The sequence below is a fragment of the Derxia gummosa DSM 723 genome (assembly GCF_000482785.1).
GTDB classification, from domain to species: Bacteria; Pseudomonadota; Gammaproteobacteria; order Burkholderiales; family Burkholderiaceae_E; genus Derxia; species Derxia gummosa.
Genome location: NZ_AXWS01000001.1, coordinates 66,991 through 91,004 on the forward strand (window position 1 = coordinate 66,991; position 24,014 = coordinate 91,004).

General features: G+C 69.2%; 21 protein-coding genes. 4 read left to right on the forward strand and 17 right to left on the reverse strand.

The features are described from left to right. Positions 1–8: 8 nt before the first annotated feature. From hprK to H566_RS0100345, 9 genes are all read right to left on the reverse strand, one after another. The gene (hprK, locus tag H566_RS0100305; RefSeq protein ID WP_028309858.1) at positions 9–953 is read right to left on the reverse strand and encodes an HPr(Ser) kinase/phosphatase; all 945 of its coding nucleotides are present in this window, start codon (positions 951–953) and stop codon (positions 9–11) included. 60 nt (positions 954–1,013) lie between these two features. Further along, a complete protein-coding gene (gene ptsN / locus H566_RS0100310) occupies positions 1,014–1,484 on the reverse strand; it encodes a PTS IIA-like nitrogen regulatory protein PtsN (protein ID WP_028309859.1) in 471 nt (156 codons plus the stop codon). Positions 1,485–1,712: 228 nt separating this feature from the next. After that, entirely contained in the window at positions 1,713–2,036 is a 324-nt protein-coding gene (gene hpf / locus H566_RS0100315; protein ID WP_028309860.1) for a ribosome hibernation-promoting factor, HPF/YfiA family, read from the reverse strand. A 63-nt stretch (positions 2,037–2,099) separates the two neighbouring features. Continuing rightward, positions 2,100–3,647: an RNA polymerase factor sigma-54 gene (locus H566_RS0100320; protein ID WP_028309861.1), complete on the reverse strand. Its 1,548-nt coding sequence runs from the start codon at positions 3,645–3,647 to the stop codon at positions 2,100–2,102. Between the two features lie 11 nt (positions 3,648–3,658). Continuing rightward, complete coding sequence (gene lptB, locus H566_RS0100325; RefSeq protein WP_034409990.1) at positions 3,659–4,462, reverse strand: LPS export ABC transporter ATP-binding protein; 804 nt, start codon at positions 4,460–4,462, stop codon at positions 3,659–3,661. After that, positions 4,459–5,190, reverse strand: a complete 732-nt coding sequence (gene lptA / locus H566_RS22015; protein ID WP_084544579.1) for a lipopolysaccharide transport periplasmic protein LptA — start codon at positions 5,188–5,190, stop codon at positions 4,459–4,461. The genes lptB and lptA overlap by 4 nt, the downstream gene beginning before the upstream one ends. Beyond that, positions 5,187–5,780 (reverse strand): LPS export ABC transporter periplasmic protein LptC, encoded by a 594-nt coding sequence (gene lptC, locus H566_RS27035; protein ID WP_028309863.1) that lies wholly within the window; start codon positions 5,778–5,780, stop codon positions 5,187–5,189. The genes lptA and lptC overlap by 4 nt, the downstream gene beginning before the upstream one ends. Continuing rightward, a complete protein-coding gene (locus H566_RS0100340) occupies positions 5,777–6,346 on the reverse strand; it encodes a KdsC family phosphatase (RefSeq protein ID WP_034410074.1) in 570 nt (189 codons plus the stop codon). Before H566_RS0100340 ends, lptC begins: the two co-directional genes overlap by 4 nt. 101 nt (positions 6,347–6,447) lie before the next feature. Beyond that, positions 6,448–7,455 (reverse strand): KpsF/GutQ family sugar-phosphate isomerase, encoded by a 1,008-nt coding sequence (locus H566_RS0100345; protein ID WP_028309865.1) that lies wholly within the window; start codon positions 7,453–7,455, stop codon positions 6,448–6,450. Positions 7,456–7,568: 113 nt separating this feature from the next. On the opposite strand from H566_RS0100345, the gene H566_RS0100350 reads away from it, so the two are divergent. Continuing rightward, entirely contained in the window at positions 7,569–9,572 is a 2,004-nt protein-coding gene (locus H566_RS0100350) for a cation:proton antiporter domain-containing protein (protein WP_034409994.1), read from the forward strand. Positions 9,573–9,676: 104 nt separating this feature from the next. Here the strand turns inward: H566_RS0100350 and H566_RS29805 are convergent, their stop codons facing one another. From H566_RS29805 to uvrA, 4 genes are all read right to left on the reverse strand, one after another. Continuing rightward, complete coding sequence (locus H566_RS29805) at positions 9,677–10,285, reverse strand: sulfite exporter TauE/SafE family protein (RefSeq protein WP_245591251.1); 609 nt, start codon at positions 10,283–10,285, stop codon at positions 9,677–9,679. Positions 10,286–10,288: 3 nt separating this feature from the next. After that, complete coding sequence (locus H566_RS0100360; protein WP_028309868.1) at positions 10,289–11,734, reverse strand: cytochrome P450; 1,446 nt, start codon at positions 11,732–11,734, stop codon at positions 10,289–10,291. Between the two features lie 14 nt (positions 11,735–11,748). Next, the gene (locus tag H566_RS22025; RefSeq protein WP_051377720.1) at positions 11,749–13,071 is read right to left on the reverse strand and encodes a hypothetical protein; all 1,323 of its coding nucleotides are present in this window, start codon (positions 13,069–13,071) and stop codon (positions 11,749–11,751) included. 171 nt (positions 13,072–13,242) lie between these two features. Then, positions 13,243–16,122: an excinuclease ABC subunit UvrA gene (gene uvrA, locus H566_RS0100370; RefSeq protein ID WP_028309869.1), complete on the reverse strand. Its 2,880-nt coding sequence runs from the start codon at positions 16,120–16,122 to the stop codon at positions 13,243–13,245. 194 nt (positions 16,123–16,316) lie between these two features. Here uvrA and H566_RS0100375 point away from each other — a divergent pair, with 194 nt between their 5' ends. From H566_RS0100375 to H566_RS0100385, 3 genes are all read left to right on the forward strand, one after another. Beyond that, positions 16,317–17,492, forward strand: coding sequence for an MFS transporter (locus tag H566_RS0100375; protein WP_028309870.1), 1,176 nt, complete (start codon positions 16,317–16,319; stop codon positions 17,490–17,492). 8 nt (positions 17,493–17,500) lie between these two features. Then, the gene (locus tag H566_RS22035; protein ID WP_156924238.1) at positions 17,501–17,734 is read left to right on the forward strand and encodes a type II toxin -antitoxin system TacA 1-like antitoxin; all 234 of its coding nucleotides are present in this window, start codon (positions 17,501–17,503) and stop codon (positions 17,732–17,734) included. A 137-nt stretch (positions 17,735–17,871) separates the two neighbouring features. Beyond that, positions 17,872–19,272 (forward strand): GntP family permease, encoded by a 1,401-nt coding sequence (locus H566_RS0100385; protein ID WP_028309871.1) that lies wholly within the window; start codon positions 17,872–17,874, stop codon positions 19,270–19,272. A 57-nt stretch (positions 19,273–19,329) separates the two neighbouring features. Here H566_RS0100385 and H566_RS0100390 read toward each other — a convergent pair whose 3' ends face one another. The 4 genes from H566_RS0100390 to H566_RS0100405 form a co-directional block, all read right to left on the reverse strand. Continuing rightward, positions 19,330–19,596: a PAAR domain-containing protein gene (locus H566_RS0100390; protein ID WP_028309872.1), complete on the reverse strand. Its 267-nt coding sequence runs from the start codon at positions 19,594–19,596 to the stop codon at positions 19,330–19,332. Continuing rightward, positions 19,593–20,984: a DUF2875 family protein gene (locus H566_RS0100395; protein WP_156924239.1), complete on the reverse strand. Its 1,392-nt coding sequence runs from the start codon at positions 20,982–20,984 to the stop codon at positions 19,593–19,595. Before H566_RS0100395 ends, H566_RS0100390 begins: the two co-directional genes overlap by 4 nt. Positions 20,985–20,990: 6 nt before the next feature. Then, on the reverse strand, positions 20,991–23,129 hold the full coding sequence (locus tag H566_RS22040) for a T6SS effector phospholipase Tle3 domain-containing protein (protein ID WP_051377722.1): 2,139 nt from the start codon (positions 23,127–23,129) through the stop codon (positions 20,991–20,993). Then, positions 23,126–24,014, reverse strand: an 889-nt coding sequence (locus tag H566_RS0100405) for a DUF2345 domain-containing protein (RefSeq protein ID WP_028309874.1), incomplete at its 5' end; no start/stop codon positions are given. The genes H566_RS0100405 and H566_RS22040, both read right to left, overlap by 4 nt.

Consider the following 24,014-nt stretch of genomic DNA (forward strand, 5'->3'; position numbering starts at 1 on the left):
TTTTTCGCCTAGCGTGCAAAGGATTGCATCGCAGCCTTCTGCCGCTCGATGAACTCGCGCATCGTGTCGATGCCGCGCAGTTGCAGCACGGTATTGCGCACGGCGGCTTCAAGCAGCACGGCGATGTTGCGGCCTGCCGCCACCGGAATCACCACCTTGCGCACCGGCAGGCCGAGCACGGTCTGCGTCAGCGCTTCGAGCGGCAGGCGCTCGTATTCCGTATCCATTGTCTGGCGGCGCACGAGGTGCACGATGAGCCGCAGCCGCATCTTCCGGCGGACGGCGGTCTCGCCAAAGATAGCCTTGATGTCGAGCAGGCCGAGGCCGCGCACTTCCAGCAGGTTCTGCAGTAGCGGCGGGCAGCGGCCTTCGATCGTGTTGGGCGAGATGCGCGCCAGATCGACCGCGTCGTCGGCCACGAGCCCATGGCCCCGGCTGATGAGTTCGAGCGCCAACTCGCTCTTGCCTAGGCCCGACTCGCCGGTGATGAGCACGCCGATGCCGAGCACATCCATGAACACGCCATGCACGGTGGTGGTCGGCGCGAGGCGCTTGGCGAGCCAGATGCGCAGCACGTCGATCACCTCGGCCGCCGAGGCTGCGCTCGCGTACAGGGGCACGCCGTGCTCCTCGCAGGCGGCGATCACATCCGGATCGACTTCGAGGCTGTCGCCGACGATGACCGCCGGCGGCTTGCGGGCGATGAGTTCCTTGGTCTTGAGCGTGTGATAGGTCTTGTCGAGCGGCGCGACGTACTCGACTTCCTGATGCCCGTAAACCTGGATGCGGCCGGGGTGAATGATGTTGAAGTGCCCGACCAGATCCGACGCTGCAACCATGCCGTCCGGCGCGCGCGGAGCCGAGATGGCGGCGCTTTCACCTGCCGAGCCGGCTAGCCGGCGCAGGTGGAGCGGATATTCGTTCTCGTCGTAGAGACGTCGGATCGTCAGCATGGCCTTGCGGTCGCCTTGTGGTGGGAGGCGCCCGCAGGCCCTGCGATGGCGCCGGGAATGTCAGGCTGCGGCGCGGTTCGGTTCCCAACCCACCAGCAGGCGGTGAGCGGTGGCGGCGTCGGGCGCGGTCGCGAGCGATTGCCGGAAATTGCGGTCGGACAGCATCTGCGCCAGCTCCGACAGGATTTCGAGATGGAGCTGCGTGGCCTGCTCGGGCACGAGTAGGAAGATGAGGATCGACACCGGTTTGCCGTCGGGCGCGTCGAAGGGAATCGGGTCGGCTACGCGGATGAAGGCGCCGACGGCCTCGCGCAATCCCTTGATGCGCCCGTGCGGAACGGCAACGCCTTGGCCGAGCCCGGTCGAACCGAGGCGCTCGCGGGCGAACAGGGAGTCGAACACCTTGTCCCGCGCCAGGCCCTGGTTGTTCTCGAACAGCAGCGCGGCCGCTTCGAATACCCGTTTCTTGCTGGTTGCCTCGACGTCGACAAGCACGTTGGTCGCAGGCAGGAGGCGGCTGATCTGGTTCATTTGGGCCTCACGATGGCACCGATTGCGGAAGCCGGAAGCTGCGGCGCAGCCCGACTACCCGTGGGTACCGGATGGCAGTGGGCTCGGATTATAGGGAGTTTTTGCGCTGCGTCATGATTGGCGACAGCGCCATGAAATGCCCTCTCCGGAAGCATTCGACGCACCGGATTGCCTGCCCCTGCAAAGCAAAAAGCCCCCGGAAACTCCGGGGGCTTGTGGTAACCGGCGTCAAGCTGCCGGTGCGCTGTACTTCATGGACTCGTGAGCGTGGTCCTGGACCTTTTCCTTGTGCTTGCAGACTTGGCGATCAAGCTTGTCGACCAGCAGGTCGATCGCTGCGTAGAGGTTCTCGTGAATGGCCTCGACGAACACCTTCTTGCCACGCATGTGAAGGCTGATTTCAGCGCGCTGGCGCAGCTTCTCGACCGAAAGGAAAACATCGACGTCGATCACTTGATCGAAGTGGCGACGAACACGCTCGAGCTTTTCGACGAGGTATTCGCGCAGGGCCGGGGTCAGTTCCAGGTGGTGTCCGCTGATGTTGAGGTTCATCACACGATCTCCTTTCGGCATTGCCAGTGGTTTGGCGCGTATCGCCGAAAGGCGATCGCGCCGTCATAGCGACCGGCGGAGATTCACGGGAGGGATCTTCAGCGTCTCGCGATACTTGGCGACTGTTCGTCGCGCAACCACGATCCCTTGCTCACCGAGCATTTCCGCCAGCCTGCTGTCTGAAAGCGGGTCCTTGGGGTTCTCGGCTCCTATGAGTTGCTTGATCAAGGCGCGAATCGCAGTCGACGATGCCGCGCCACCCGTTTCCGTGGCCACATGGCTGCCGAAGAAGTACTTGAGTTCGAACGTCCCGAAGGTCGTCAACATGTACTTCTGCGTCGTCACCCGCGACACCGTGCTTTCGTGCAGGCCGAGAATGTCGGCAATTTCACGTAACACCAGTGGACGCATGGCAACTTCGCCATGTGTAAAAAAAGCTCGCTGCCTTTCGACGATAGCCTGCGCCACGCGCAGGATGGTGTCAAACCGCTGTTGGACGTTCTTGATCAGCCACCGTGCTTCCTGCAATTGGGACGATAAGGTGGCTCCGCCCGAGGCAGAATTGCCGTTTGCCCCACCCCCGCCCTGGCCGCGCGAGGCCTTCAGAATGTTGGCGTAGAGGTCGTTAATGCGCAGCTTCGGGATCACGTCCGGATTGAGCATCGCGGTCCATTCGCCCTTGACGCGGCGCACCACGATGTCGGGCACGACGTAGTTCGACTCGTGCCGCGAAAAGGCGGATCCGGGATACGGGTTAAGCCGTCGAATCAGGTTGTGCGCCTCGCGCAGCGTGTCGTCGTCGCAGGCCAGGAACTTGCGCAGCTTGGTGAAGTCGCGCTGTGCAAGCAATTGCAGATGCTCGGCGCAGATGACGCGCGCGCACTCCAGCACGTCGGCATCGACGTCCTCGGTCATCTCGTTCTCGTCGCGCAGTTGCAGCACGAGGCTTTCGGAGATGGAGCGCGCACCGACGCCGGGCGGATCGAAGCCTTGCAGGATGTCGACGGCATCCGCCAGTTCGTCGGGCTCGAACGGATCGTCGTGCGGCCAGAGTTCGAGGATGTCTTCCTCGGTGGCATGCAGGTAGCCGTCCTCGTCGAGCGATTCGATGAGGATGCCGACGAGCAGCCGTTCGCGCACGCCGAGCTTTTCGAGCCGCAGTTGTTCGAGCAGATGCTCGCGCAGGGTGACGCCGTCCTCGCCGAGCTGGGGGCGGGTGTCGTCTTCCTCGCCGGAGGGGCGGCCGTAGTCGCTGCCGTATTCGCCGCCGCTGTCGCCGAAATCGCTGCCGCCTTCGTAGTCGGCGTCGCGGTTGTCGGCGTCGGAGCTGGCGGCGCGGTCGCCGTCGGCGGCTTCGCCGGAGGGCGGTTCCGACACGGGCGTGGCCGAGTCGGTGGACACGTGGCTTTGCACGAGCGAGCCGTCGGCCGACAGCGACACGCCTTGCGACAGCGGGTTGTCGATGCGTTCGAGCAGCGGGTTGTCGCTGAGGATCTGCTCCAACTCCTGGTTGAGTTCGAGCGTGGACAGTTGCAGCAGCCGGATCGATTGCTGGAGCTGAGGGGTCAGCGCCAGGTGCTGCGACATGCGAAGCTGGAGCGATTGTTTCATGTGCGTCAGCCCTACATGCGGAAGTGTTCGCCGAGATAGACGCGGCGTACGGATTCGTTGTCGATGATCTCGTCGGGGCGGCCTGCGGCAAGCACCCGCCCTTCCGAAATGATGTAGGCGTGATCGCAGATCCCCAGCGTCTCGCGGACGTTGTGGTCGGTGATCAGCACGCCGATACCGCGGTCCTTGAGGAAGCGGACGATGCGCTGGATCTCGATGACCGCGATCGGGTCGATGCCGGCAAACGGCTCGTCGAGGAGCACGAAGCGCGGCATCGTCGCAAGCGCGCGGGCGATCTCTACCCGGCGCCGCTCGCCGCCCGAAAGCGACGAAGCGAGGCTGGCGCGGATGTGACCAACCTGAAGCTCGTCGATCAGCATGTCCAGCCGTTGCTGCACGACCTTGCGCGTGAGCGCGCGGCCGTCGGCGTCGCGCTGGAGTTCCAGCACGGCGCGGATGTTGTCTTCCACGGTCAGCTTGCGGAACACGCTCGCTTCCTGCGGCAGATAGCTCAGGCCGAGGCGGGCGCGCTCGTGCATCGCGCGCCGGCCGATGCTCTGGCCGTCGAGGCTGATGCTGCCGGCCTCCATCGCGACGAGGCCGACGATCATGTAGAAGCAGGTCGTCTTGCCGGCGCCATTGGGGCCGAGCAGGCCGACGACCTCGCCGCTGCGCACTTCCATCGACACGTCATGCACGACGGTGCGCTTGCCGTAGCCCTTGCGCAGATGCTCGGCGACGAGCACCGAGGCGCGCGCCTCGGGCGCGAGCGCGGCGACGGCCTCGGACGTGGCGTGGCTCACGGAGCTGCTCATTGCGGCCCCGTGGTGCTGCGGTCGAGGCGCAGCGGATTGCCGGCTTCCGGCTTGTTCGAGGGCGAGCCGCTTGGCGCGGCGGGCACGGCCGGCGCGTCGGCCGACGGCGCGCGCGGCGCGATCACGGCGCGCACGCGGCCGTTGCCGCTGTCACCGCCATCGACCGTGTACTGGTCGTAGCGGTTGTCGTAGACGATGACCTTGCCTGTCACCTGGTCAGTCTGCTGCGCGCCGCTCTCGCTGCGGCGCAGCTGGGCGCGGTTGGTGAGCGTGACCTTGTCGGCCCGGCCGTCGTAGTCGATGCGCTCGGCCTCGCCCTCGACCCAGCGGTCGGGGCCGCCGTCGCGCTTCTGGCGGAAGGTGGCGAGCTTGCCGGCGCCGGCGGTGAGCGTGCCGAATTGCAGGCCCTCGGGCGACTGGCGCACTTCGAGCCGTTCGCCGCGCATGACCATCGTGCCGCGCGTGACGACCACGTCGCCTTCGAACACGCTCACCTGCTTGAGGTCGTCGAGGCCGCCGCGCTTCGCGGTGATGGTGGTTTCCTGCAGGCGGTCGGACTGCTCGGCGCCGGCCGGCGCGATGGCCGTCAGCGCGCCGAGCGCGAGCAGCGCGGCGAGCACGACCGGCCCGCGCAGGCGCGCGACATGCCGTGCGAGATAGCGTCGCGCGCGCGACGGATGGCGGGCGGCAGGCAGGCAGCGAAGAAGGGATGCGGGTCGGAGGCTCATGTTCGGGGTGACGAGGATGCCGCGCCGCGCTTCGGCCCGAAGACCGCCCGCATGTCGCTGTGCACCTTGAGTGTCCGGAAAGAATTGTCGGCGTCCATGCCGACACCGCTGAGTGTCGAGTCGCCCTGACGGATGGTCACGGCGCTGTCGCTGCTGGCGGTGTCGTCGTCGGGGCGGACGGTGAGCTGCTCGGTGTCGAGCCGCATCGCGGCGCGGCCGGCGGCGGCATCGCGCGTCACGCGCACCGCGCGTTCGAGGCGGATTTCCTCGCCCTGGCGGATCGATAGGCCCTGCTCGGCCTCGATGCGTACCGTCGCTTCGCCGGCCTGCTGGACGCGCGGCAGGCTCAGGCGGAGCGTGTCGCTGTCGGGCAGGTGCTCCGCACGTTCGGCGAGCAGCAGCGTCTCGACCCTGCCTTCGGGCGACAGGCGCGCGGCGCGCAGCCCGCCGATCACGTAGTCGGGCCTCGACGGCGAGTTGACGACCGGAGGCGTCTCGGTACGGCGCAGGTTCTCGGCCAGCCACCAGGTGCCGGCGGCGAGGATGGCGGCAACGAACACCGGCAGCAGACGCAGCAGGAAGGTCGTCATCCCTGGGCGCTCCCGGCGTCGAGGTGGGCTGCGTAGGCGGCGTCGAGCCGGCCTTGCGCGGCGAGCAGCAACTCGGCCAGGTCGCGCGCGGCACCGCGGCCGCCGGCGCGCGGCGCGGTCCAGTGCGCATGGGCGCTGACGCCGGTGGCGGCGTTGGCGACCGTGGCCGCGAAGCCGACGCGGCGCATCACCGCCAGATCGACCCAGTCGTCGCCCATGAAGGCGGCCTCGTCGGCGTTCACGCCGGCATCGGCGAGCAGCGCGGCGAGGGCGCCGAGCTTGTCGTCGCAGCCAAGGATGACGTGGGCCACCTTCAGGTCGCGTGCGCGGCGTTCGACCATCGCCGAGCGCCGGCCCGACAGCAGCGCGACCGCGATGCCGTTGTCGCGCAGCAGCTTGAAGCCGTGGCCGTCATGCACGTGGAAGCACTTGAGTGCCTCGCCGTCGGGGCCGAACAGCAGCTGGCCGTCGGTGAGCACGCCGTCCACGTCGAAGATGGCGAGCTTCACGCGCGCGGCGCGGGCGAGCACGTCCGCGGCAAGGCCGGCAGTGACGGCGGCGGAAATGCCGGACGCGGCGGTCGCGCTCGCGGCCGGAGCGGCTCCATCCGCGCCGAGGGCCACATCGGCGTGCACGCCGGCTGCTTCGGCGATGACGCTCGGCCCGCTCATATGACCTTCGCCGCCATCAGCAGGTTGAGGTTGAGCGCGCCCACCACCTTGCCCGCGTCCACCACGAGCAGCTGCTGGATGCGGCGGTCTTCCATGACGCGCGCGGCCTCGGCGGCGAGCGCGTCGGGCGCGATCGACACCGGCGTGCGCGTCATCACCTGGGCCAGCGTCACGTCGCGCAGGTCGGTCGTGCGTTCGAGCAGGCGGCGCAGGTCGCCGTCGGTGAAGATGCCTTCGAGGCTGCCGTCGTCGCGCGTGACGGCCGTCATGCCCAGACCCTTGCGCGACATCTCGACGATGGCCTCGCCCAGCGACGCGCCGGCCGGCACGCGCGGCACGTCGTCGCCGGCGCGCATCACGTCGCGCACATAGGTGAGCAGGCGCCGGCCGAGCGAGCCGCCCGGATGGCTGCGCGCGAAGTCGTCGGCGCTGAACTTGCGAGCATGCAGCAGCGCCACCACCAGCGCGTCGCCCAGCGCCATCGCGGCGGTGGTGGACGTGGTGGGCGCGAGGTTGTGCGGGCAGGCTTCGCGCTCGATGCCGCCGTCGAGATGCACATCGGCCAGCCGGGCAAGCGTGGATTGCGGCCGGCCGGTGAGGGAGATCATCTTGGCGCCCAGGCGCTTGATGAGCGGCGCGATCGCGCGCAGCTCGTCGCCTTCGCCGGAATAGGAGACCGCGAGCACCACGTCATCGCTCGTGATCATCCCGAGATCGCCGTGGCTCGCCTCGGCGGGGTGCACGAAGAAGGCCGGCGTGCCGGTGGACGCGAGCGAGGCGGCGAGCTTGTTGCCCACATGCCCCGACTTGCCGATGCCCGACACGACCACGCGGCCGGGCCTGCCGGTGCCGGTGGCGGCAAGCACGAGAGCGACCGCGCGCTCGAAGGCGGCGGCCTGCGCCTGATCGCGGAAACGCTCGGCCAGCGCGTGCAGGCCGGCCGCCTCGGTTTCGAGGACATCGATTGCGATGGCGGCGCTTGAACTTGGCTTGGTGTCGGACACTTCGCGTTCTACACTTTGCGAAAAGCAAAAATTATACCGCTCGACAGTCACCCGTTCTGACGGGATTTTTCCCAGCCTGTCGCGTCCGCGCGCCGCCTCAACCAATCAAGAGCATGACGGGTACCGCCCTCGATCTTCCCTTGTTCCTGCTGCTGGCCGCCGTGGTCGGCGTGGTCCTTTTCCGGCTGCTGCACCTGCCGCCGATGCTCGGCTATCTGGCTGTCGGGATTGTCGTGGGGCCGCATGCGCTTGGTCTCGTCCCCGACACGCCACAAACCCGTTATCTCGCCGAATTCGGCGTCGTGTTCCTGATGTTCTCGATCGGGCTGGAGTTCAACCTGCCCAAGCTGCGCGCGATGCGGCGCGAGGTGTTCGGGCTCGGATTGACGCAGGTGGTGCTCACGATCGGCCTGGCCCTCGTGGCGAGCATCGGCGCGGCCTGGGTGGTGGCGCGCTGGTGGCCGCAGGCCGACGGCTTCACCTGGCAGGCGGCCTTCGCGCTGGGCGCGGCGCTGGCGATGAGTTCGACCGCCATCGTCATGAAGCTGCTGGCCGAGCGCATCGAGCTGGACGCGCCGCATGGCCGGCAGATCGCCGGCGTGCTGCTGTTCCAGGATCTGGCGGTAGTGCCGCTGCTGGTGATCGTGCCGTCGCTCAAGGGCGAGGTGGGCGACATGGCCACGTCCATCGGCCTCGCCTTCGTGAAGGCGACGGCGGTGCTGGCGCTGCTGCTGGTGTTCGGCCAGAAGCTCATGCGCGGCTGGTTCCACATCGTCGCGCGGCGCCGGTCGCAGGAGCTGTTCATGCTCAACCTCCTGCTCATCACGCTGGGGCTGAGCTGGATTACCGAGCATGCGGGGCTGTCGCTCGCGCTCGGCGCCTTCGTGGCTGGCATGCTCATCGCCGAGACCGAGTACCGGCATCAGGTGGAGGAGGACATCAAGCCCTTCCGCGACGTGCTGCTGGGGCTGTTCTTCATCACGATCGGCATGCTGCTCAACCCGCTCGTGGTGTGGGAGCACTTCGGCTGGGTGGCGCTGCTGATCGTGCTGCCGGTGGCCTTCAAGTTCGGGCTGGTGGCGGTGCTGGGGCAGGTGTTCGGCGGCAGCGCGGGCACGGGCATCCGCACCGGGCTGGCGCTGTGCACGGCGGGCGAGTTCGGCTTCGTGCTGCTGGAACAGGCGGGCGACCTGCACATCGTCGACGAGGGCCTGCTCCAGATGGTGCTGGCGGCGATGCTGCTGTCGATGCTGGCCGCCCCCTTCCTCATCCAGTACAGCGACCGCATCGCGCTGCGCTTCGCGAGCAACGAATGGATGCTCGCCTCGCTCAACCTCACCAAGATCGCGGCGCGCAGCATCCAGACCGACCGCCATGTCGTCATCTGCGGCTTCGGCCGCTCGGGCCAGAACCTCGCGCGCATCCTCGAAAGCCAGGGGCTCGGCTACGTGGCGCTCGACCTCGACCCTGACCGCGTGCGCGAGGCGGCGGCGGCCGGCGACAGCGTGGTGTTCGGCGACGCGGCGCGGCGCGAGAGCCTGATTGCCGCCGGCATCCACCGCGCGGCGGCGCTGGTCGTCACCTACGCTGACACCCCGTCGGCGCTCAAGCTGCTGCACCACGTGCAGGCGCTTGCGCCGACGCTGCCCGTCATCATCCGCACCCGCGACGACCGCGACCTCGACCGGCTGCGCGAGGCCGGCGCGGCCGAGGTCGTGCCCGAGGTGCTGGAAGGCAGCCTGATGCTCGGCACGCATGCGCTGCTCATGCTCGGCACGCCGCTGGCGCAGGTGCTCGGCCTCGTGCGCGACCAGCGCGCGGCGCGCTACGCGGGGCTGCGCGGCTTCTTTCCGGGCGGGCAGGGTGATGGCGAGGATCAGCAGAGCCGGGTGCGGCTGCATTCGGTGCATCTGCCGCTGGGCGCGCGCTCGGTGGGTTCGCGGCTTGGTGATCTGGGGATGGAGCTGATCGGCGCGACCGTGGTGGCGGTGCGCCGGCGCGAGGTGCGCGGCGCCGATCCGTCGCCCGAACTCGTGCTGGAGGCGGAGGACATCGTCGTGCTGCGCGGGCTGCCCGAGGCGCTCGCGCTGGCGGAGGAACGGCTGCTGATGCCGTGAGGGCGGCGGGTCGGGGCCGCAGCGCTCGCGCGGCGTCGGCCGGTGGCGCGACGGTTCCGGCGCGACGCCGGTTCCGGCAGGCCGGCGGGCACCGTGACCGCGCCTCAGTCCGGCCGGCCGTCCTTCGCGCCGATGGTCCGCTTCTGCAAGCCCTTGCGCAGCACGAGGTCGATGACGGGCTGCTCGCGCTTGTTGGCGCGCTGGCAATGGCCGGGCTGGAAGCGGTCGGTCAGCCAGATCACGAAGCGCGCCCAGCGCTTGTCGTGCCGCGCGCGCCAGGCGTGCGACGACACCGATTCCCACGCCAGTCCGTTGAATACCGCCGCGTTCACGAAATGGTCGAGCGCGCGCACGCCGGCCCGGCCGCGCTCGGTGCGGCCCGCGAAGCCGACCCAGCAGATGATGAGATAGCCCAGCACCGCGAGCGGCACGATGGCCGTCATCAGCGCGAAGCCGGCGAGCCGCTCCTGCCAGCTGTTCTCGCGCAGCGCGAAGCGGCGGCGCACGGGCTGCGCGGCGTCGTAGGGCGTGGCGCCGGGCGGTTCGTGCCCGGGCGCGTGGGCGTGGGAATGCGCGTGGGGGCGGGCGTGATTGCCGTCGTGGTGCCGGCCGGCACGGTCATGCTGACCCGGCTCGCGGATACCCCGGTCGTCTCCGGGCTTGCCGTGCTCATGCTCGCCGGGCGCCGCGCGCCGGCCGTCATGCTGCGTCATCACTCAACCCGCCCGCTTGTGCACCGCGAGGCGGATGCCGTTTTCCGACCGGATCGTCAGCCGCCCGACCGGCTCGGGCACATGCGAGGCCAGCGGCTCGAAGCGGTAGCGCCGCACCAGCGTCGCGAGGATGAGCGCCGCCTCCTGCAACGCGAAGGCCGCGCCGATGCACACGCGCGGCCCGGCGCTGAAGGGCAGGTAGGCGTTCTTGAGCGACTCGCGCGCGGCCTCGCCCGCATAGCGGTCGGGATCGAAATCGTCCGGGCGCTCCCAGTAGTCGCGGTGGCGGTGGATGAGCCAGGGCGCGATCACGATGGTCGAGTCGGCGGGCAGGTGCTTGTCGCGCATGCGGCGCGGCGCCGGCGTGGCGCGCGCGAAGAAGCCCACCGGCGGATACAGCCGCAGCGTCTCGCGGAAGACGTTGCGCACCAGCTCCAGCCCGCGCAGCTCGGCAAAGCCGATCGGCCGGTCGCCGCATTCGGCCATCACCTCGTCGTGCATGCGCTGCTGGATGTCGGGCGCGTTGGCGATGAGGTAGAGCGACCACGACAGCGCGCTGGCCGAGGTCTCGTGGCCGGCGAGGAAGAGCATCGCCACCTGATCGACCAGCTCCTTGAAGCTGAAGTGCGTGCCCGTCGCGGGATCGACCGCGTCGAGCAGGCTGGAGAGGATGTCGTCGGGGCCGTCGGCATTGAAGGGGCAGGCGGGCTTGCCGGCGCTTGCGGCTGCCGGCGCGGTGGCTTGGGCACTTGCGCGCGCCGCCGCCCAGGCGTCGTGGCGCGGCCTGATGAAGCCCTCCAGCACGCCCCGGATCTCCTTCGCCGCCGCCTTGCTCGCGCGCGCCGCGAGCCACGGGTGGAACAGCCTCGGCCAGCGGAAGATGACCGGCATGATCAGCTTGGGCGCCAGCTCCTGGAAGCGCGAGAAGGCGCGGAAGATGCGCTGCGCGTCCTCGCCCTCCAGCGGCGTCGAGAGGATGGTGCGGAAGATGATGTCGGCGGTGACATGGGTCATCTCCAGCTCCACGTCGTGCTCGACCGCGTCGGGCAGGGCGTCGAGCCGGTCGCGCATCGCGTCGGCTGCGTCGCGCATGAGGCCGAACACATGCTTGATGCGCGCCGCCTCGAACGACTTTTCCATCATGTCGCGCTGCCGCTGCCATTGCGCGCCGTTGGTCGTGAAGATGCTCTCGCCGAGCAGCGGCTCCAGCGCATGGCCGAGTAGCTCGTGCTTCGGAAAGTCGGGCGCCTCGTCCACCAGCACCTGCTTCCAGAGCCTGGGCTCGTTGACCATGTAGAGGTCGAGGCCGGGCAGATGCACCTCGCCCATCTTCATGCGGTAGCTGCGCTCGAACAGGCCGTCCATCCAGGATCGGCGCTTGAACAGGTACATCCACAGGAAGGACGCCTTGGTCTTCAGCGGCTTGGGGTGGACGGGGCAAAAGCTCATTCTGAATTCCTGTTTCAGCGTTTCCAGTCGCGCACGGCGGCCTTGGCGGCGAAGCGCTCGGCGAGCAGCTGCGGGCCGGCGGTGATCGCGAAGTAATCGTAGGCGCCGGGCGCGGTCGCGGGCTTCTCGCTCGCCATCAGGTACTGGAAGTGGACGCGATACCAGTCGCGCCGGATGCGCCGGTAGGTGGCCGGCGTGAACAGCGTCGGCAGGCGCGGCGACAGCAGCTTGGGGCGCGGCGCGGCCGGGTCGGGCTGGGCGATGCCCGAGGTGGCGAGCGGATCGGTCAGCGCGAAGCAGGCGCCGTCCACCGGCGCGGTGAAATCGACCCAGTCGATCTCGCGCGCGGCGGCGAGCGCGGCCATGTCGGCGCGGATGCGCGCGGCCTGCGGGATGTAGCTGACCATCGGGATGCACTGCCCGAGCGTGAGCAGGCTGATGCGCGGGCCGCGCCGGGCGAGGTCGGGATCGAGCGCGAGGGCGCGCGCCAGCATCATCGGCGCGACGATGGTGCCGACGCTGTGCGCGGCGATCAGCACCTCGTCGGCATCGCTCGCGCGCACGCGCTCGACCAGCAGCCGCGCGAAGGCGTCGATGCGCTCCTCCATGCCCGGCAGCCGGCCGAGCGCGAGCCGGATCGAGAAGGCGTAGATGCGCAGCAGCCAGTAGAGCCGCAGCCGGGCTTCGAGCAGACGGCCGAGCTGCACCACGCCCGCGAACACGGCGAGGCCGGCGACCAGGCCCGCCGCGCGCGCGCCGGGTCCGCCGATCCAGGCGCCGCCGCCCGAGCTGCCGCTGCCGAAGGCCGTCGCCGCCGCGTCGGCGGGCAGGGCGGGCGCGCCGGCGGCGAGGCCGGTCATCGCATGGGTGAAGGCGCTGGCGGCGAGGTCGCCGGCCGCCATCCCCGCCGCCACGCCGAGCCCGAGCACGAGCAGCAGCAGCACGAAGGGGAAGGTCACCGCGACGCCGGGCGGCCAGGACACGCGCCAGACCTTGAACAGCGCGCCGGTGCGCACGCCGAGCCAGATCACGCCGAGGTAGGCGGCGATCAGCGCCAGCTCGTTGCGCAGCCAGTGGCGGCGGATGAGGTCGTCCCAGTGCAGGAAGGCGTAGTCGGTGACGGTGGCGTCGCCGGGCGTGGCGATGCGCCAGCGGCTCGCGAATTCGCCGTCGCGCTCGCGCGGGCCGAGCGCGAGGTCGAGGCCGCCGACGCGGGCCTGGGCGGCGGCTTCGTCGCGGTAGAGCCGGCGGTAGAAGGGCGCGCCGCGCGGGTCGAAGCCGCTGAGGTAGAAGACCTGGCGCTTGCGGACAGTGGGCTGGCGGGCGGGATCGGGCATGCGCGGGAGCGGGGCTAGCTGCGAAGGAGCGGGCGCGAAGGCCCGGCCGGCAATGCTAGGCGAGCCGGGCGCCGATCATTCGGCAATGACGCAACCGCACCCGTCACCGCGTTGCGCCGGGGCAATCGCGGCGCGCCGGCCGTCCGCATCGAGCGGGCAGCCTGACCGCGGTCAGCGCGCCGCCTTCCCGCGCTCCAGCAACGGCCGCAGATACCGCCCCGTATGACTGGCTTCGCACGCCGCCACCTCCTCCGGCGTGCCCACCGCCACCACCTGCCCGCCGCCCGAGCCGCCCTCCGGCCCCATGTCGATCAGCCAGTCGGCGGTCTTGATCACGTCGAGGTTGTGCTCGATGACGACCACCGTGTTGCCGTGGTCGCGCAGCGCGTGCAGCACCTTGAGCAGCAGCTCGATGTCGGCGAAGTGCAGGCCTGTCGTCGGCTCGTCGAGGATGTAGAGCGTGCGGCCGGTGTCGCGCTTGCTGAGTTCCTGCGACAGCTTCACGCGCTGCGCCTCGCCGCCCGACAGCGTCGTGGCCGACTGGCCGAGCCGCAGATAGCCCAGGCCCACGTCGAGCAGTGTCTGGAGCTTGCGCGCCACCACCGGCACCGGCGCGAAGAAGGCCGCCGCCTCGTCCACCGTCATGTCGAGCACCTCGGCGATGGTCTTGCCCTTGTAGAGGATCTCCAGCGTCTCGCGGTTGTAGCGCTTGCCCTTGCACACGTCGCAGGGTACGTACACGTCGGGCAGGAAGTGCATTTCCACCTTGATCATGCCGTCGCCCTGGCAGTTCTCGCAGCGTCCGCCCTTGATGTTGAAGCTGAAGCGCCCGGCGTCGTAGCCGCGCTCGCGCGCCAGCGGCACCTCGGCGAACAGCTCGCGGATCGGCGTGAACAGCCCGGTGTAGGTGGCCGGATTGCTGCGCGGCGTGCGGCCGATCGGGCTCTGATCGACGTTGATGACCTTGTCGAACAGCTCCAGCCCCTCGATCGCCTCGCAGGGCGAGGGCTCGGCCGAGGCGTTGTACAGATGGCGCGCCGCCGCCGTGTAGAGCGTGTCGTTGACGAGCGTGCTCTTGCCCGAGCCGCTCACGCCGGTCACGCAGGTGAGCAGGCCGACGGGGATGGCGGCCGTCACGTCGCGCAGGCTGTTGCCACTCGCGCCGCGGATCACGAGTTGCAGCGGCTGGCCGTCGTCATCCGTTTTTGGCGCGGTGCGCGCGCGCGGCACGGCGATGGCGCGCCGCCCGCTCAGATAAGCGCCCGTGGGCGACTCGACCGCGGCGGCCACCACGTCGGGCGTGCCGGCGGCCATCACCTGCCCGCCGTGCTCGCCGGCGGCCGGGCCCATGTCCACCACCCAGTCGGCGGCGCGGATCGCGTCCTCGTCATGCTCGACCACGAGCACGCTGTTGCCGAGGTCGCGCAGGTGCTTGAGCGTGCCGATGAGGCGATCGTTGTCGCGCTGGTGCAGGCCGATGCTCGGCTCGTCCAGCACGTACATCACGCCGGTCAGGCCCGAGCCGATCTGGCTCGCGAGCCGGATGCGCTGCGCCTCGCCGCCCGACAGCGTGTCGGCGCTGCGGTCGAGGCTCAGATAGTTGAGGCCGACGTTGTTGAGGAAGCCGAGCCGTGCGCGGATCTCGCGCGCGATCTTGTCGGCGATCTCGCCCTTCGCGCCGCTCAGCTTCAGCTCGTCGAACCAGGCCTGGGCCTGGCCGAGCGACATCGCATTCACTTCATAGATGCGCCGGCTCTGCGCGCCTTCGCCCACGCGCACGAAGCGCGCCTCGCGCTTGAGCCGCGAGCCTTCGCAATCGGGGCAGCAGCGCACCACCACGAACTTGCTCAGCTCCTCGCGCACCGCCGATGAATCGGTCTCGCGCCAGCGGCGTTCGAGGTTGTTGGCCACGCCCTCGAAGGGATGCGACTTCTTCACCGTCTTGCCGCGCTCGTTCAGGTACTGGAACTCGACCTCGGTCTCGCCCGTGCCCATCAGCACCGCCTCGCGCACATGCGAGGGCAGCTCCTCCCACGGCGTGTCGATGTCGAAGCCGAAATGGCCTGCAAGCCCTTGCAGCATCTGGAAGTAGAACTGGTTGCGGCGGTCCCAGCCCTTGATCGCGCCGCTCGCGAGCGACAGCGACGGATGCGCCACGATGCGCTGCGGATCGAACCAGTCGATATGCCCCAGCCCGTCGCAGCGCTGGCAGGCGCCGAGCGGCGAGTTGAACGAGAAGATGCGCGGCTCCAGCTCACCCAGCGCATGGCTGCAGATGGGGCAGGCAAAGCGGTTGCTGAACACCTGCTCCGCGCCCGACTCCATGTCGAGCGCGAGCGCCCGGCCCTCGCCGTGGCGCAGCGCGGTCTCGAAGGACTCGGCCAGACGCTGCTTGGATTCGGCCGACACCTTCAGCCGATCGACCACCACGTCGATGCTGTGGCGCTCGTTCTTCTTGAGTTCGGGCAGCTCGTCGACCTCGTACACCGTCGGCTTGCCGCCCGTGGGCGTGATGCGGAAGCGCACGAAGCCCTGGGCGCGGAAGCTCTCGAACACGTCGGCATGCTCGCCCTTGCGGTTGGCGACGACGGGCGACAGGATCATCAGCTTGCTGCCCTCGGGCCGCGCGAGCACCGCATCCACCATCTGCCCGACTGACTGCGCCACGAGCGCGTGCTCGGGATGGTCGGGGCAGTAGGGCGTGCCGGCGCGCGCCCACAGCAGGCGCATGTAGTCGTTGATCTCGGTGACGGTGCCGACCGTCGAGCGCGGATTGTGGCTCGTCGCCTTCTGCTCGATGGCGATGGCGGGCGACAGGCCCTCGATCACATCCACATCGGGCTTCTCCATGAGCTGGAGAAACTGCCGCGCATAGGCCGACAGCGATTCCACATAGCGGCGCTGGCCTTCGGCATACAAAGTGTCGAAGGCAAGAGAGCTCTTGCCGCTGCCCGACAGCCCGGTGATGACCACCAGCTTGTTGCGCGGGAGATCGAGGCTGATGTTCTTGAGGTTGTGCGTGCGTGCGCCGCGGATCCGGATTTCGTCCATGTTTCCTTGCGTTTTCTTGGGTCCTTTGACGCCCCGCAAGACCGAAAGGCCAAGCTTGCTACTATAGCCCGCCCCCCTCGCACGACCCGGGTTTCCCTGGGTAATCAGCGTGCAAGCCCCTTGAAAACCTGCCGCGCATCGTCATGAAAACGAATGCAGCCCAAGCCATGTCCGCGATCAACGACCCTGCGGGCATGACCCCGACCGAACGCCGCGCGAGCACCGCGCTCGCCTCGATCTACGCCCTGCGCATGCTCGGGCTGTTCCTCATCCTGCCGGTGTTCGCGGTGTACGCGCACTCGCTGCCGGGCGGCGCCTCGCCCGCGATGGTGGGGCTGGCGATCGGCATCTACGGGCTGACGCAGGCGGCGCTCCAGATCGCCTTCGGCCGCGCCAGCGACCATTACGGGCGCAAGCCGGTGATCGTCGCGGGGCTGGCGCTGTTCGCGCTCGGCAGCTTCGTGGCCGCGCTGGCGCACAGCATCGAACTCATCATCGTCGGCCGCGCGATCCAGGGCGCGGGCGCCATCTCGGCCGCGATCACCGCGCTCATCGCCGACGCCACGCGCGACCAGCAGCGCAGCAAGGCGATGGCGATGGTCGGCGCGAGCATCGGCGTGACCTTCGCGGCGAGCATGGTCATCGCGCCGCTGCTGTATGGCGCGATCGGCATGCCGGGCATCTTCGCGCTCACCGGCGCGCTCGCGATCGCGGCGATCGGCGTGGTGCAGTTCGTCGTGCCCGACGTGCCGCAGCCGGCGCTGGGCCAGCGGGTGCCCTTCAGCCAGGTGCTGGCCGACCGCCAGCTGCTGCGGCTGGACTTCGGCATCTTCGCGCTGCATGTGGCGCAGTCGGCGATGTTCGTGGTGGTGCCGGTGCTGCTGGTGGACGTGGCCGGCGTGCCCGTGACCGAGCACTGGAAGCTCTATCTGCCGGCGGTGTCGGTGGCCTTCGTGCTCATGGTGCCGGCCATCATCAAGGCCGAGCGCGGCGGGCAGATGCGCGCGGTGTTCGTCGGCGCGATCGCGCTGATGGCGCTGCTGGAGGCGGTGTCGAGCCAATTCGCGAGCGGCGCGCTGCCGGTGAACTTCACGACCATGCTCGGGCTGCTGACGGTGTTCTTCATCGCCTTCAACGTGCTGGAGGCGCTGCTGCCGTCGCTGGTGAGCAAGATCGCCCCGCCGGCCGCGAAGGGCACGGCGCTGGGGGTCTACAACACGGTGCAGTCGCTGGGCGTGTCGGCCGGCGGGTCGCTGGGCGGGTGGATCGCCACGCATTTCGGGCGGGCGGCGGTGTTCGAGGCTTGCGCGGGGTTGATGGTGCTGTGGGCGATTGCGGCGTTCGGGATGCGGGTGCCGGTGCGGCGGTGAAGCCGTTGATGGAGCATCTCGAAGTCCGTCTCTCGGTCGAGCAGAGGAGCCTGCTTCGGCGTGCAGCCGAGCTGTCGGACTGTTCCCTTGGTGAATTTGTCGTCGCCGCTGCGTGCGATGCCGCAGAGCGCGTCATCGCTGCACGGTTCCTCGTAGCCGAGCCCGCAGCGATGTCCCGCCAGCATGAAGACGCGCTGCAAGATCTGACTGATCTGTCCCAGGATCTCAACCTCGGCTACTGAGCGAGATGGCGCTCCCGCCGCCTCGCTTACACGCCCCCTTCCTCCCCTCCGACAGACCCGTCAGACACCTCCCCCCGAAGCTCTCCCGGCCCAGCCGCGCCCTGCGGCGGCGCACCAATAACGGAGACCTTCGCCCCATGAGCCTGCTCCTCGTCCTGGCCGCCCTGGCCTTCCTGATGCTGGTCGCCTATCGCGGCTACAGCGTCATCCTGTTCGCGCCGGTGGCGGCGCTCGGCGCGGTGCTCCTCACCGATCCGGCCCACGTCGCTCCGGTGTACTCCGAGCTGTTCATGGACAAGATGGTCGTGTTCGTGAAGAACTACTTCCCGGTGTTCATGCTCGGCGCGGTGTTCGGCAAGCTCATCGAGCTGTCGGGCTTCTCGCGCTCGATCGTCAGTTCGGTGATCGGGCTGGTGGGCGCGGGGCGGGCGATGGCGGCCATCGTCATCGTCTGCGCGCTGCTCACCTACGGCGGCGTGTCGCTGTTCGTCGTGGTGTTCGCGGTGTACCCGTTCGCGTCCGAACTCTTCCGGCAGAGCGACATCCCCAAGCGGCTCATCCCGGGCACGATCGCGCTCGGCGCCTTCAGCTTCACGATGGATTCGCTGCCGGGCACGCCGCAGATCCAGAACATCATCCCCAGCTCCTTCTTCGGCACCAACGCCTATGCCGCGCCGGTGCTCGGCACGCTGGGCGCGGTGTTCATCTTCATCGTCGGCCTGAGCTATCTCGACTGGCTGCGCCGCCGTGCCGCGCGCGCCGGCGAGGGTTACGCGAAGCCGGGCCAGAAGCTGGTGAACGAGCCCGACACGGCCGCCGACCAGCCGCTCGCCAATCCGTGGATCGCGATTGCGCCGCTGTTCGTCGTGGGCATCGCCAACAAGCTGTTCACGAGCTGGATTCCGGCCTTCTACGGGCCGAAGGCGTCGGTGGTGTTCGTCGAGGGCAAGGCGCCGGTGGTGGCCGACGTGACCAAGGCGGTCGGCATCTGGGCGGTGGAGGCGGCGCTGCTGCTGGGCATCCTGTGCGTGCTGCTGTTCGCGTGGCGGCGCGTGGCCGAGAAGTTCGGCGAGGGCAGCAAGAGCGCGGTCGGCGGCGCGCTGCTGGCGTCGATGAACACGGCATCGGAATACGGCTTCGGCGCGGTGATCGCGGCGCTGCCGGGCTTCCTGTTCATCTCGCAGGCGCTGGCGGCGATCCCGAATCCGCTCGTGAACGAGGCCATCAGCATCACGGCGCTGGCGGGCATCACCGGCTCGGCGTCGGGCGGCATGAGCATCGCGCTGGCGGCGATGGCGCAGAGCTTCATCGAGAACGCGAACGCGGCCGGCATCCCGATGGAGGTGCTGCACCGCGTGGCGTCGATGGCCTCGGGCGGCATGGACACGCTGCCGCACAACGGCGCGGTCATCACGCTGCTGGCCGTCACCGGCCTCACGCACCGCGAGTCGTACAAGGACATCTTTGCCGTCACGCTCATCAAGACGGCGGCGGTGTTCTTCGTGATCGGCGTGTACTACCTGACGGGCTGGGTGTGAGGCCGCCACACAGCGTGCCGACGCGGGTCGGTCGGGCGGCCGCGTTTCTCTGCGAGTTCAGCCACGCTCGACCTCGCCGACCGAGGCGATGAGCGCTGCGCCGCAGGCCGTTCTGTGCCCGTCGAGCGCCACCGCGCGCCCGTCGATGATCCAGTCCGGATCGCCTTCGACGATCACCGTCGGCCCGTGGCCACGGATCGGGCAGCTCACCTGATCGCCGACGCGGGCCAGCGGCTTGCCCATGGCGGTGGCTGTCGTGCATGACACCGAGGTGACGCAGCCGCCATGCGAGGTCATGTCGCCCAGGCGGATCGGGCGCTTCATTGCGGCTTCTTCCGGTCGAGCCGGCCCCACCACGGCCAGTAGGCGAGCCCGCCGCTGCGCGCGCGCGGCCATTCGGTGACGGGCTCTGGCGTCTGGTGCCCTTCGGGTGGCCGCACCAGCACGGCGAACACCTCGTCGTCCTCGCGCGTCGCGACCACCAGCGCGGGCTTGTTGGCCCAGTGGGCGTAGGCGATCGCGAAGGCGAAATTCATCCCGGCCGCGGCCGAGCCCGCGTCGCGCAGCCAGGTGTCGACGTTGTAGGTGCGCTCGGCGAACTCGCTGCCTTCAAGCCCCATCTCGGTGAGCGCCTGGCCGAGCGCGCCGAGCGAGCGGCTGGCAAGGTCAGAATTGAGCCCTGCATCGTGGAAGACCTTGCCGATGTCGGCGAAGTCGACCTCGCCGTCGGCCAGCGCCTGCCGCATCGCCGCCTGCAGCGCATCGACGCGTGCCCGTGCGCCGGGCGGGCGGGCGTCGGGCGACTCCAGCTTCACCCGGAACGGCCGGTACAGCCGCGCGAGCGGCTTGCGCGGGACGGGGTGCTTCAGCTCGGGCGAGGCGAGGATGAGGACGGTGCAGTTCTCGGTGGGCTGTTCGGTCGTGGGGAAGTCGACCATGTCCTGGCCGATGAGCCAGGCGGGCTTCTGCGGGTGGCCGGCGATGTACTGCTGGGCGCGCGCGAGGGAGTAGAAGCCGGCGGCGCGGCCGCCGAAATCGATGGTGGTGGTGGGCTGGAGGTGCTCGGGATTCAGGCGTTCGCTCCAGCCGTCGGTGGTGGACGAGATGAGCCGATTGATCAGCCGCTCGACCGACTCTGGAATGGCAACGGGTTCGCGCGCCATGTCGGCGGCGATGAGCGCGGTGTTGGCGGGTGTGTCAGGCGGGCCGACATGAAAGCGATGCCAGTACAGCTTGTCGAGCGGTTCTCCGAGCAGCTTGGGCGAAGTGGCGAGGAAGCTCTGCTGGTCGAGGAAGGTGAAGCGGTGATGTCGTGTGCCGAGGGAGTAGAAGTCGCTCGGACTGAAGATCAGGTCGTGACCGAAGGGAGTGATGGCTGTGTCGACATCATCTTCAATGGAGATGTAGCGCTTGGAGTTCGGGTAGGTGATGGCGACGGAGACGACCGGAGTTCCGAGGGGCCAGCGTTCCGGATGGGAACGGTCGTTCGCATTGGGTGTCGCCATGCCGAGGTGGCGCAGCAGATTCCAGTCGGCTCCGTAATCCTTGAAGCTCAGCGGACTGACCCATTGCACGGCGATCACGTTGGCGATGTAGCGGGGTGGGGACTCGGGCGGCATGGTCAGGGCAGGTGTCGATTCGGAGGGCGCCACGGTCGTGCATGCGCTTGCAATCAGCGCGACCAGAGGCAGGAGCAGGTGTCGATGGCGCATGGCGGCTCAGGGGTTGAAGCGACCGGACTCGGGGAGCCGTGAGGTGCGCGCGGGGGATTGCCGGCGCGTATCGATGCCCAGGGTTGCCGGGACGTTGGCTTGGTAGTCGGGATGTTCGTAGAGCGGTCGCTCGAAGAATCGGCCTTTCTTGAAATAGACCGCGTAGTCCTTTGAAGGCTCCCAGCTCTGCGCCGCCCCGACCCAGCGCCAATCCGCCATCTGCCGGAACTCCATCCAGTCCGACTCGGTGAAGCGCGCGTAGCCCAGCGCGACGTCATAGGCGAGCACCTTCTGCGCGTGCATCGGGTTGGTGAGGATCGTCGAATGATCGGTCGCGTTCTGATTGCGCCCGCTCACCAGGTATTCGGCGCGGCGCTCGTCCGACCATTGCCTGAAGCGCTCACTCAGATGGCCGTCGGCGCGCACTTCCTCGGCCTCCTGGCGCAGCGTGTCCTCGCGCGAGGCGCGCGCGTCCATGCGCACGCGGGCGTGATGCTCGTAGCGCAACTGCGCCTCGCTGTCGGCATCGCCCTGGGCCTTGAGGCCGAGCGTGCCGCGCGAGCGGTTGTAGACATCGTCCGGATCGTCGATCGCGCTGCGCAGCGCGAGGTTGTCCTCGGCCGATTCGCTGCCTTCGTCGAAGGGGCCGGCCAGCACCTGTCCGTCATGCATGCGCAAGGCTTCGGGCAGCACGCCGTCGTCGCTGATCGGCGGCGCGGTGATCGGCAGGCGGCGGTTTCGCTCCGGCTCGGCGTTGACGGCACTCAGCCCGCCCAGCCGGGCCGCCGTGGTGAACGGGATCAGCAGCGGCGCCAGCAGTAGCGAGCCGAGCTTGGACCAGACACTGGCGCGTGGGTCGCTCAGATCGCGCTCGATCGAGTAGCGCGCCTGCGGCGAGGGCGGGGACCAGAAGGCCTTGCGGCCGTCGACTGGCCACATCGCATGGCTGGTCAGGCCGCGCCGCCCGACGGCCAGTCCTTCGGCCCAGACGCGCTGATGGAAGTTGGACGGACCTCCGAGGCTGTCGATCTCGTGCTGATCGAGTCCGCACCAGCCGATGCCCTGCACGGTGCTGGCCGAGATCACCTGGTCATGCGGATTGCAGTAGAGGAAGACGCGGCCCTGGTTGATGCGGTCATCCGCCCGTTCGCTCGCGCGGCAGAAGCCCATCGGCGACGCGTCGGTGGGCTTGCGGTTGGCGGTGCGCTTGTCGACCGCGGCATCGTCCTGGCAGCGTGCGCCGCGCGCCTCGACGATGGACAGGAAGGATCGGAACGCCGCGCGCCGTGCCTCGCCGGTCACGCGCCCACCCTGGTCGGACTGGGTCATGTTCTCCATGAAGTTGCTGGACTTGAGGCTGTAGGGCGGGTTGCACAGCACATAGGTGTCGGCCACGCCCTTGCCGGCGAAGACCTGCTGGCCGATGAAGGCCGAGGCGATGCTGAGCATGTTCCCCTGGCTGTGGCAGACGATGGTGACCGGCACGTCGGGGCCGTGGCCGCGCGCTTCGTGGCGCTTGCGGATGTGATCGATGAGCGCGGCCAGCCGCCACGCCGCGTGGGCGAAGTAGCCGCGATGCGGACAGGCGTAGACCGGACGGTCGGTCGGGTTGAGGGCGTTGGCGTGATACCAGAGGAAGACGCGGTCGTTGAGGCCGGCATCCCACAGGTCGGGCAGCGCGGTGCAGCCGTTGGCGAACGGGCCGCCGCCCCAGGACTGGTACTCGTCGAGGAAGACGTTGCCGCCGAAGGCGTCGAGTTCCTCCTTGGACGCGCGAAAGCCCCAGCGGAAGCGGATGACGGGGGAGTAGTGACCGCTAGCGGGGAGGAAAGAACTGGCATTCAGGTCACGTGACACGAACCCGTCTGGCTCGAGCTCCGGCAGGTAGCTTCCCGGAATCAGCTCGGTCTTCTCCCCGTGATGCAGCAGATCCTCCGGACGCCGCAACGTGCGTTCATTGAGGCCGGCGCACAGGCCGCGCTCGGCGGCGTCGAACCACTCGCCGGTGGAATTGACGCCGTGGACGAAGATCACGACGCCGGGCAGCGGAATGTCGGCGTAGATGTCGACCGTGCTCTTGGAGGCGAGGCTGATGTGCTGGGCGGTGGCCATCGCGGGTACGTCGGAGAAGGGCCGGCCGATCATGGTTGATCGTCCTTGAAGATCAGGTCGTGCAGCTGGAAATGCGCGGATTCGAGCAGCGGGCTGCTGCCGTCGGCCGCCGTCACGCCCTGCAGGGCGTCTGCGCCGCTGCGCCCGATGCTGTAGTTGATGTTGTCGACCGATCCGCCGTCCGAGGCTCGGCGCAGCGCATAGCGCCGCCCGACGTCGGCCTGCCCGAACTGAGGCAATGCCTCGCTGTGATCGGCGGGCCCGACGAGCTGATGCTTCGCGGCCTTGACGACGAAGCTGCCCGGGCAGCCGATCTCCACATTGCCGCCCTGCAGCCGGATATAGGCCCCGCCGGCCATGAGCGTGACGTGCTCCTTGGCATTGACCAGCACATGGCCGGCGGACGCCGCCACATGCGCATGGCGCGCGGCCTCGACCACCACATCGTCATGGCGCGCCTGCACGAGCACGCGCCCGTTCTCGGCCACCGAGGCGATGCCGCCCGACTGCGCATACAGCCGCAGCCCCGTGCCCGCCTGCACCTGAGTGCGCTCGCCGCTCGTGAACTGCTGGTTGCGTCGCGCCACCAGATCCAGATGCGCCCCGCTCACGCCCGACAGCCCCGCCGGCGTCGCCAGCGCGATGCCCGCCGGCGCGCTCAGCGCGATCACCGGCTCGCCACCCGGGCCCGCCGCCCGCGCCTCGGCATTGCTGCCGGCCCCGAGCGCCGCCACCGCCTGCGCGAGCGCCGCCTGCGCGCCCGTGTCGCTGTCGCCCGCCTGCGCCGCGCGCGCCTGCTCGCCCAGGCCGCGCGCCAGGTCCAGCGCCTCCTCCAGGCAACGCACCAGCTCGTCGCGCGCCAGCTGGCCGCCCACCGCCTGGCTGCGCCCGTCGGTCGTGATGAGCAGGCCGCGCGCC

What these genes read in the sequence shown, in the direction of transcription:
- lptC (WP_028309863.1), bottom strand. Translation starts at nt 5,780, where the DNA reads ATGACGACCTTCCTGCTGCGTCTGCTGCCGGTGTTCGTTGCCGCCATC.
- H566_RS22040 (WP_051377722.1), bottom strand. Translation starts at nt 23,129, where the DNA reads ATGATCGGCCGGCCCTTCTCCGACGTACCCGCGATGGCCACCGCCCAG.
- H566_RS0100375 (WP_028309870.1), top strand. Translation starts at nt 16,317, where the DNA reads ATGACCCCGACCGAACGCCGCGCGAGCACCGCGCTCGCCTCGATCTAC.
- lptB (WP_034409990.1), bottom strand. Translation starts at nt 4,462, where the DNA reads ATGAGCAGCTCCGTGAGCCACGCCACGTCCGAGGCCGTCGCCGCGCTC.
- hprK (WP_028309858.1), bottom strand. Translation starts at nt 953, where the DNA reads ATGCTGACGATCCGACGTCTCTACGACGAGAACGAATATCCGCTCCAC.
- H566_RS22035 (WP_156924238.1), top strand. Translation starts at nt 17,501, where the DNA reads ATGGAGCATCTCGAAGTCCGTCTCTCGGTCGAGCAGAGGAGCCTGCTT.
- uvrA (WP_028309869.1), bottom strand. Translation starts at nt 16,122, where the DNA reads ATGGACGAAATCCGGATCCGCGGCGCACGCACGCACAACCTCAAGAAC.
- H566_RS0100385 (WP_028309871.1), top strand. Translation starts at nt 17,872, where the DNA reads ATGAGCCTGCTCCTCGTCCTGGCCGCCCTGGCCTTCCTGATGCTGGTC.
- H566_RS29805 (WP_245591251.1), bottom strand. Translation starts at nt 10,285, where the DNA reads ATGACGCAGCATGACGGCCGGCGCGCGGCGCCCGGCGAGCATGAGCAC.
- H566_RS0100395 (WP_156924239.1), bottom strand. Translation starts at nt 20,984, where the DNA reads ATGCGCCATCGACACCTGCTCCTGCCTCTGGTCGCGCTGATTGCAAGC.
- ptsN (WP_028309859.1), bottom strand. Translation starts at nt 1,484, where the DNA reads ATGAACCAGATCAGCCGCCTCCTGCCTGCGACCAACGTGCTTGTCGAC.
- lptA (WP_084544579.1), bottom strand. Translation starts at nt 5,190, where the DNA reads ATGAGCCTCCGACCCGCATCCCTTCTTCGCTGCCTGCCTGCCGCCCGC.
- H566_RS0100320 (WP_028309861.1), bottom strand. Translation starts at nt 3,647, where the DNA reads ATGAAACAATCGCTCCAGCTTCGCATGTCGCAGCACCTGGCGCTGACC.
- H566_RS0100360 (WP_028309868.1), bottom strand. Translation starts at nt 11,734, where the DNA reads ATGAGCTTTTGCCCCGTCCACCCCAAGCCGCTGAAGACCAAGGCGTCC.
- H566_RS22025 (WP_051377720.1), bottom strand. Translation starts at nt 13,071, where the DNA reads ATGCCCGATCCCGCCCGCCAGCCCACTGTCCGCAAGCGCCAGGTCTTC.
- hpf (WP_028309860.1), bottom strand. Translation starts at nt 2,036, where the DNA reads ATGAACCTCAACATCAGCGGACACCACCTGGAACTGACCCCGGCCCTG.
- H566_RS0100390 (WP_028309872.1), bottom strand. Translation starts at nt 19,596, where the DNA reads ATGAAGCGCCCGATCCGCCTGGGCGACATGACCTCGCATGGCGGCTGC.
- H566_RS0100350 (WP_034409994.1), top strand. Translation starts at nt 7,569, where the DNA reads ATGACGGGTACCGCCCTCGATCTTCCCTTGTTCCTGCTGCTGGCCGCC.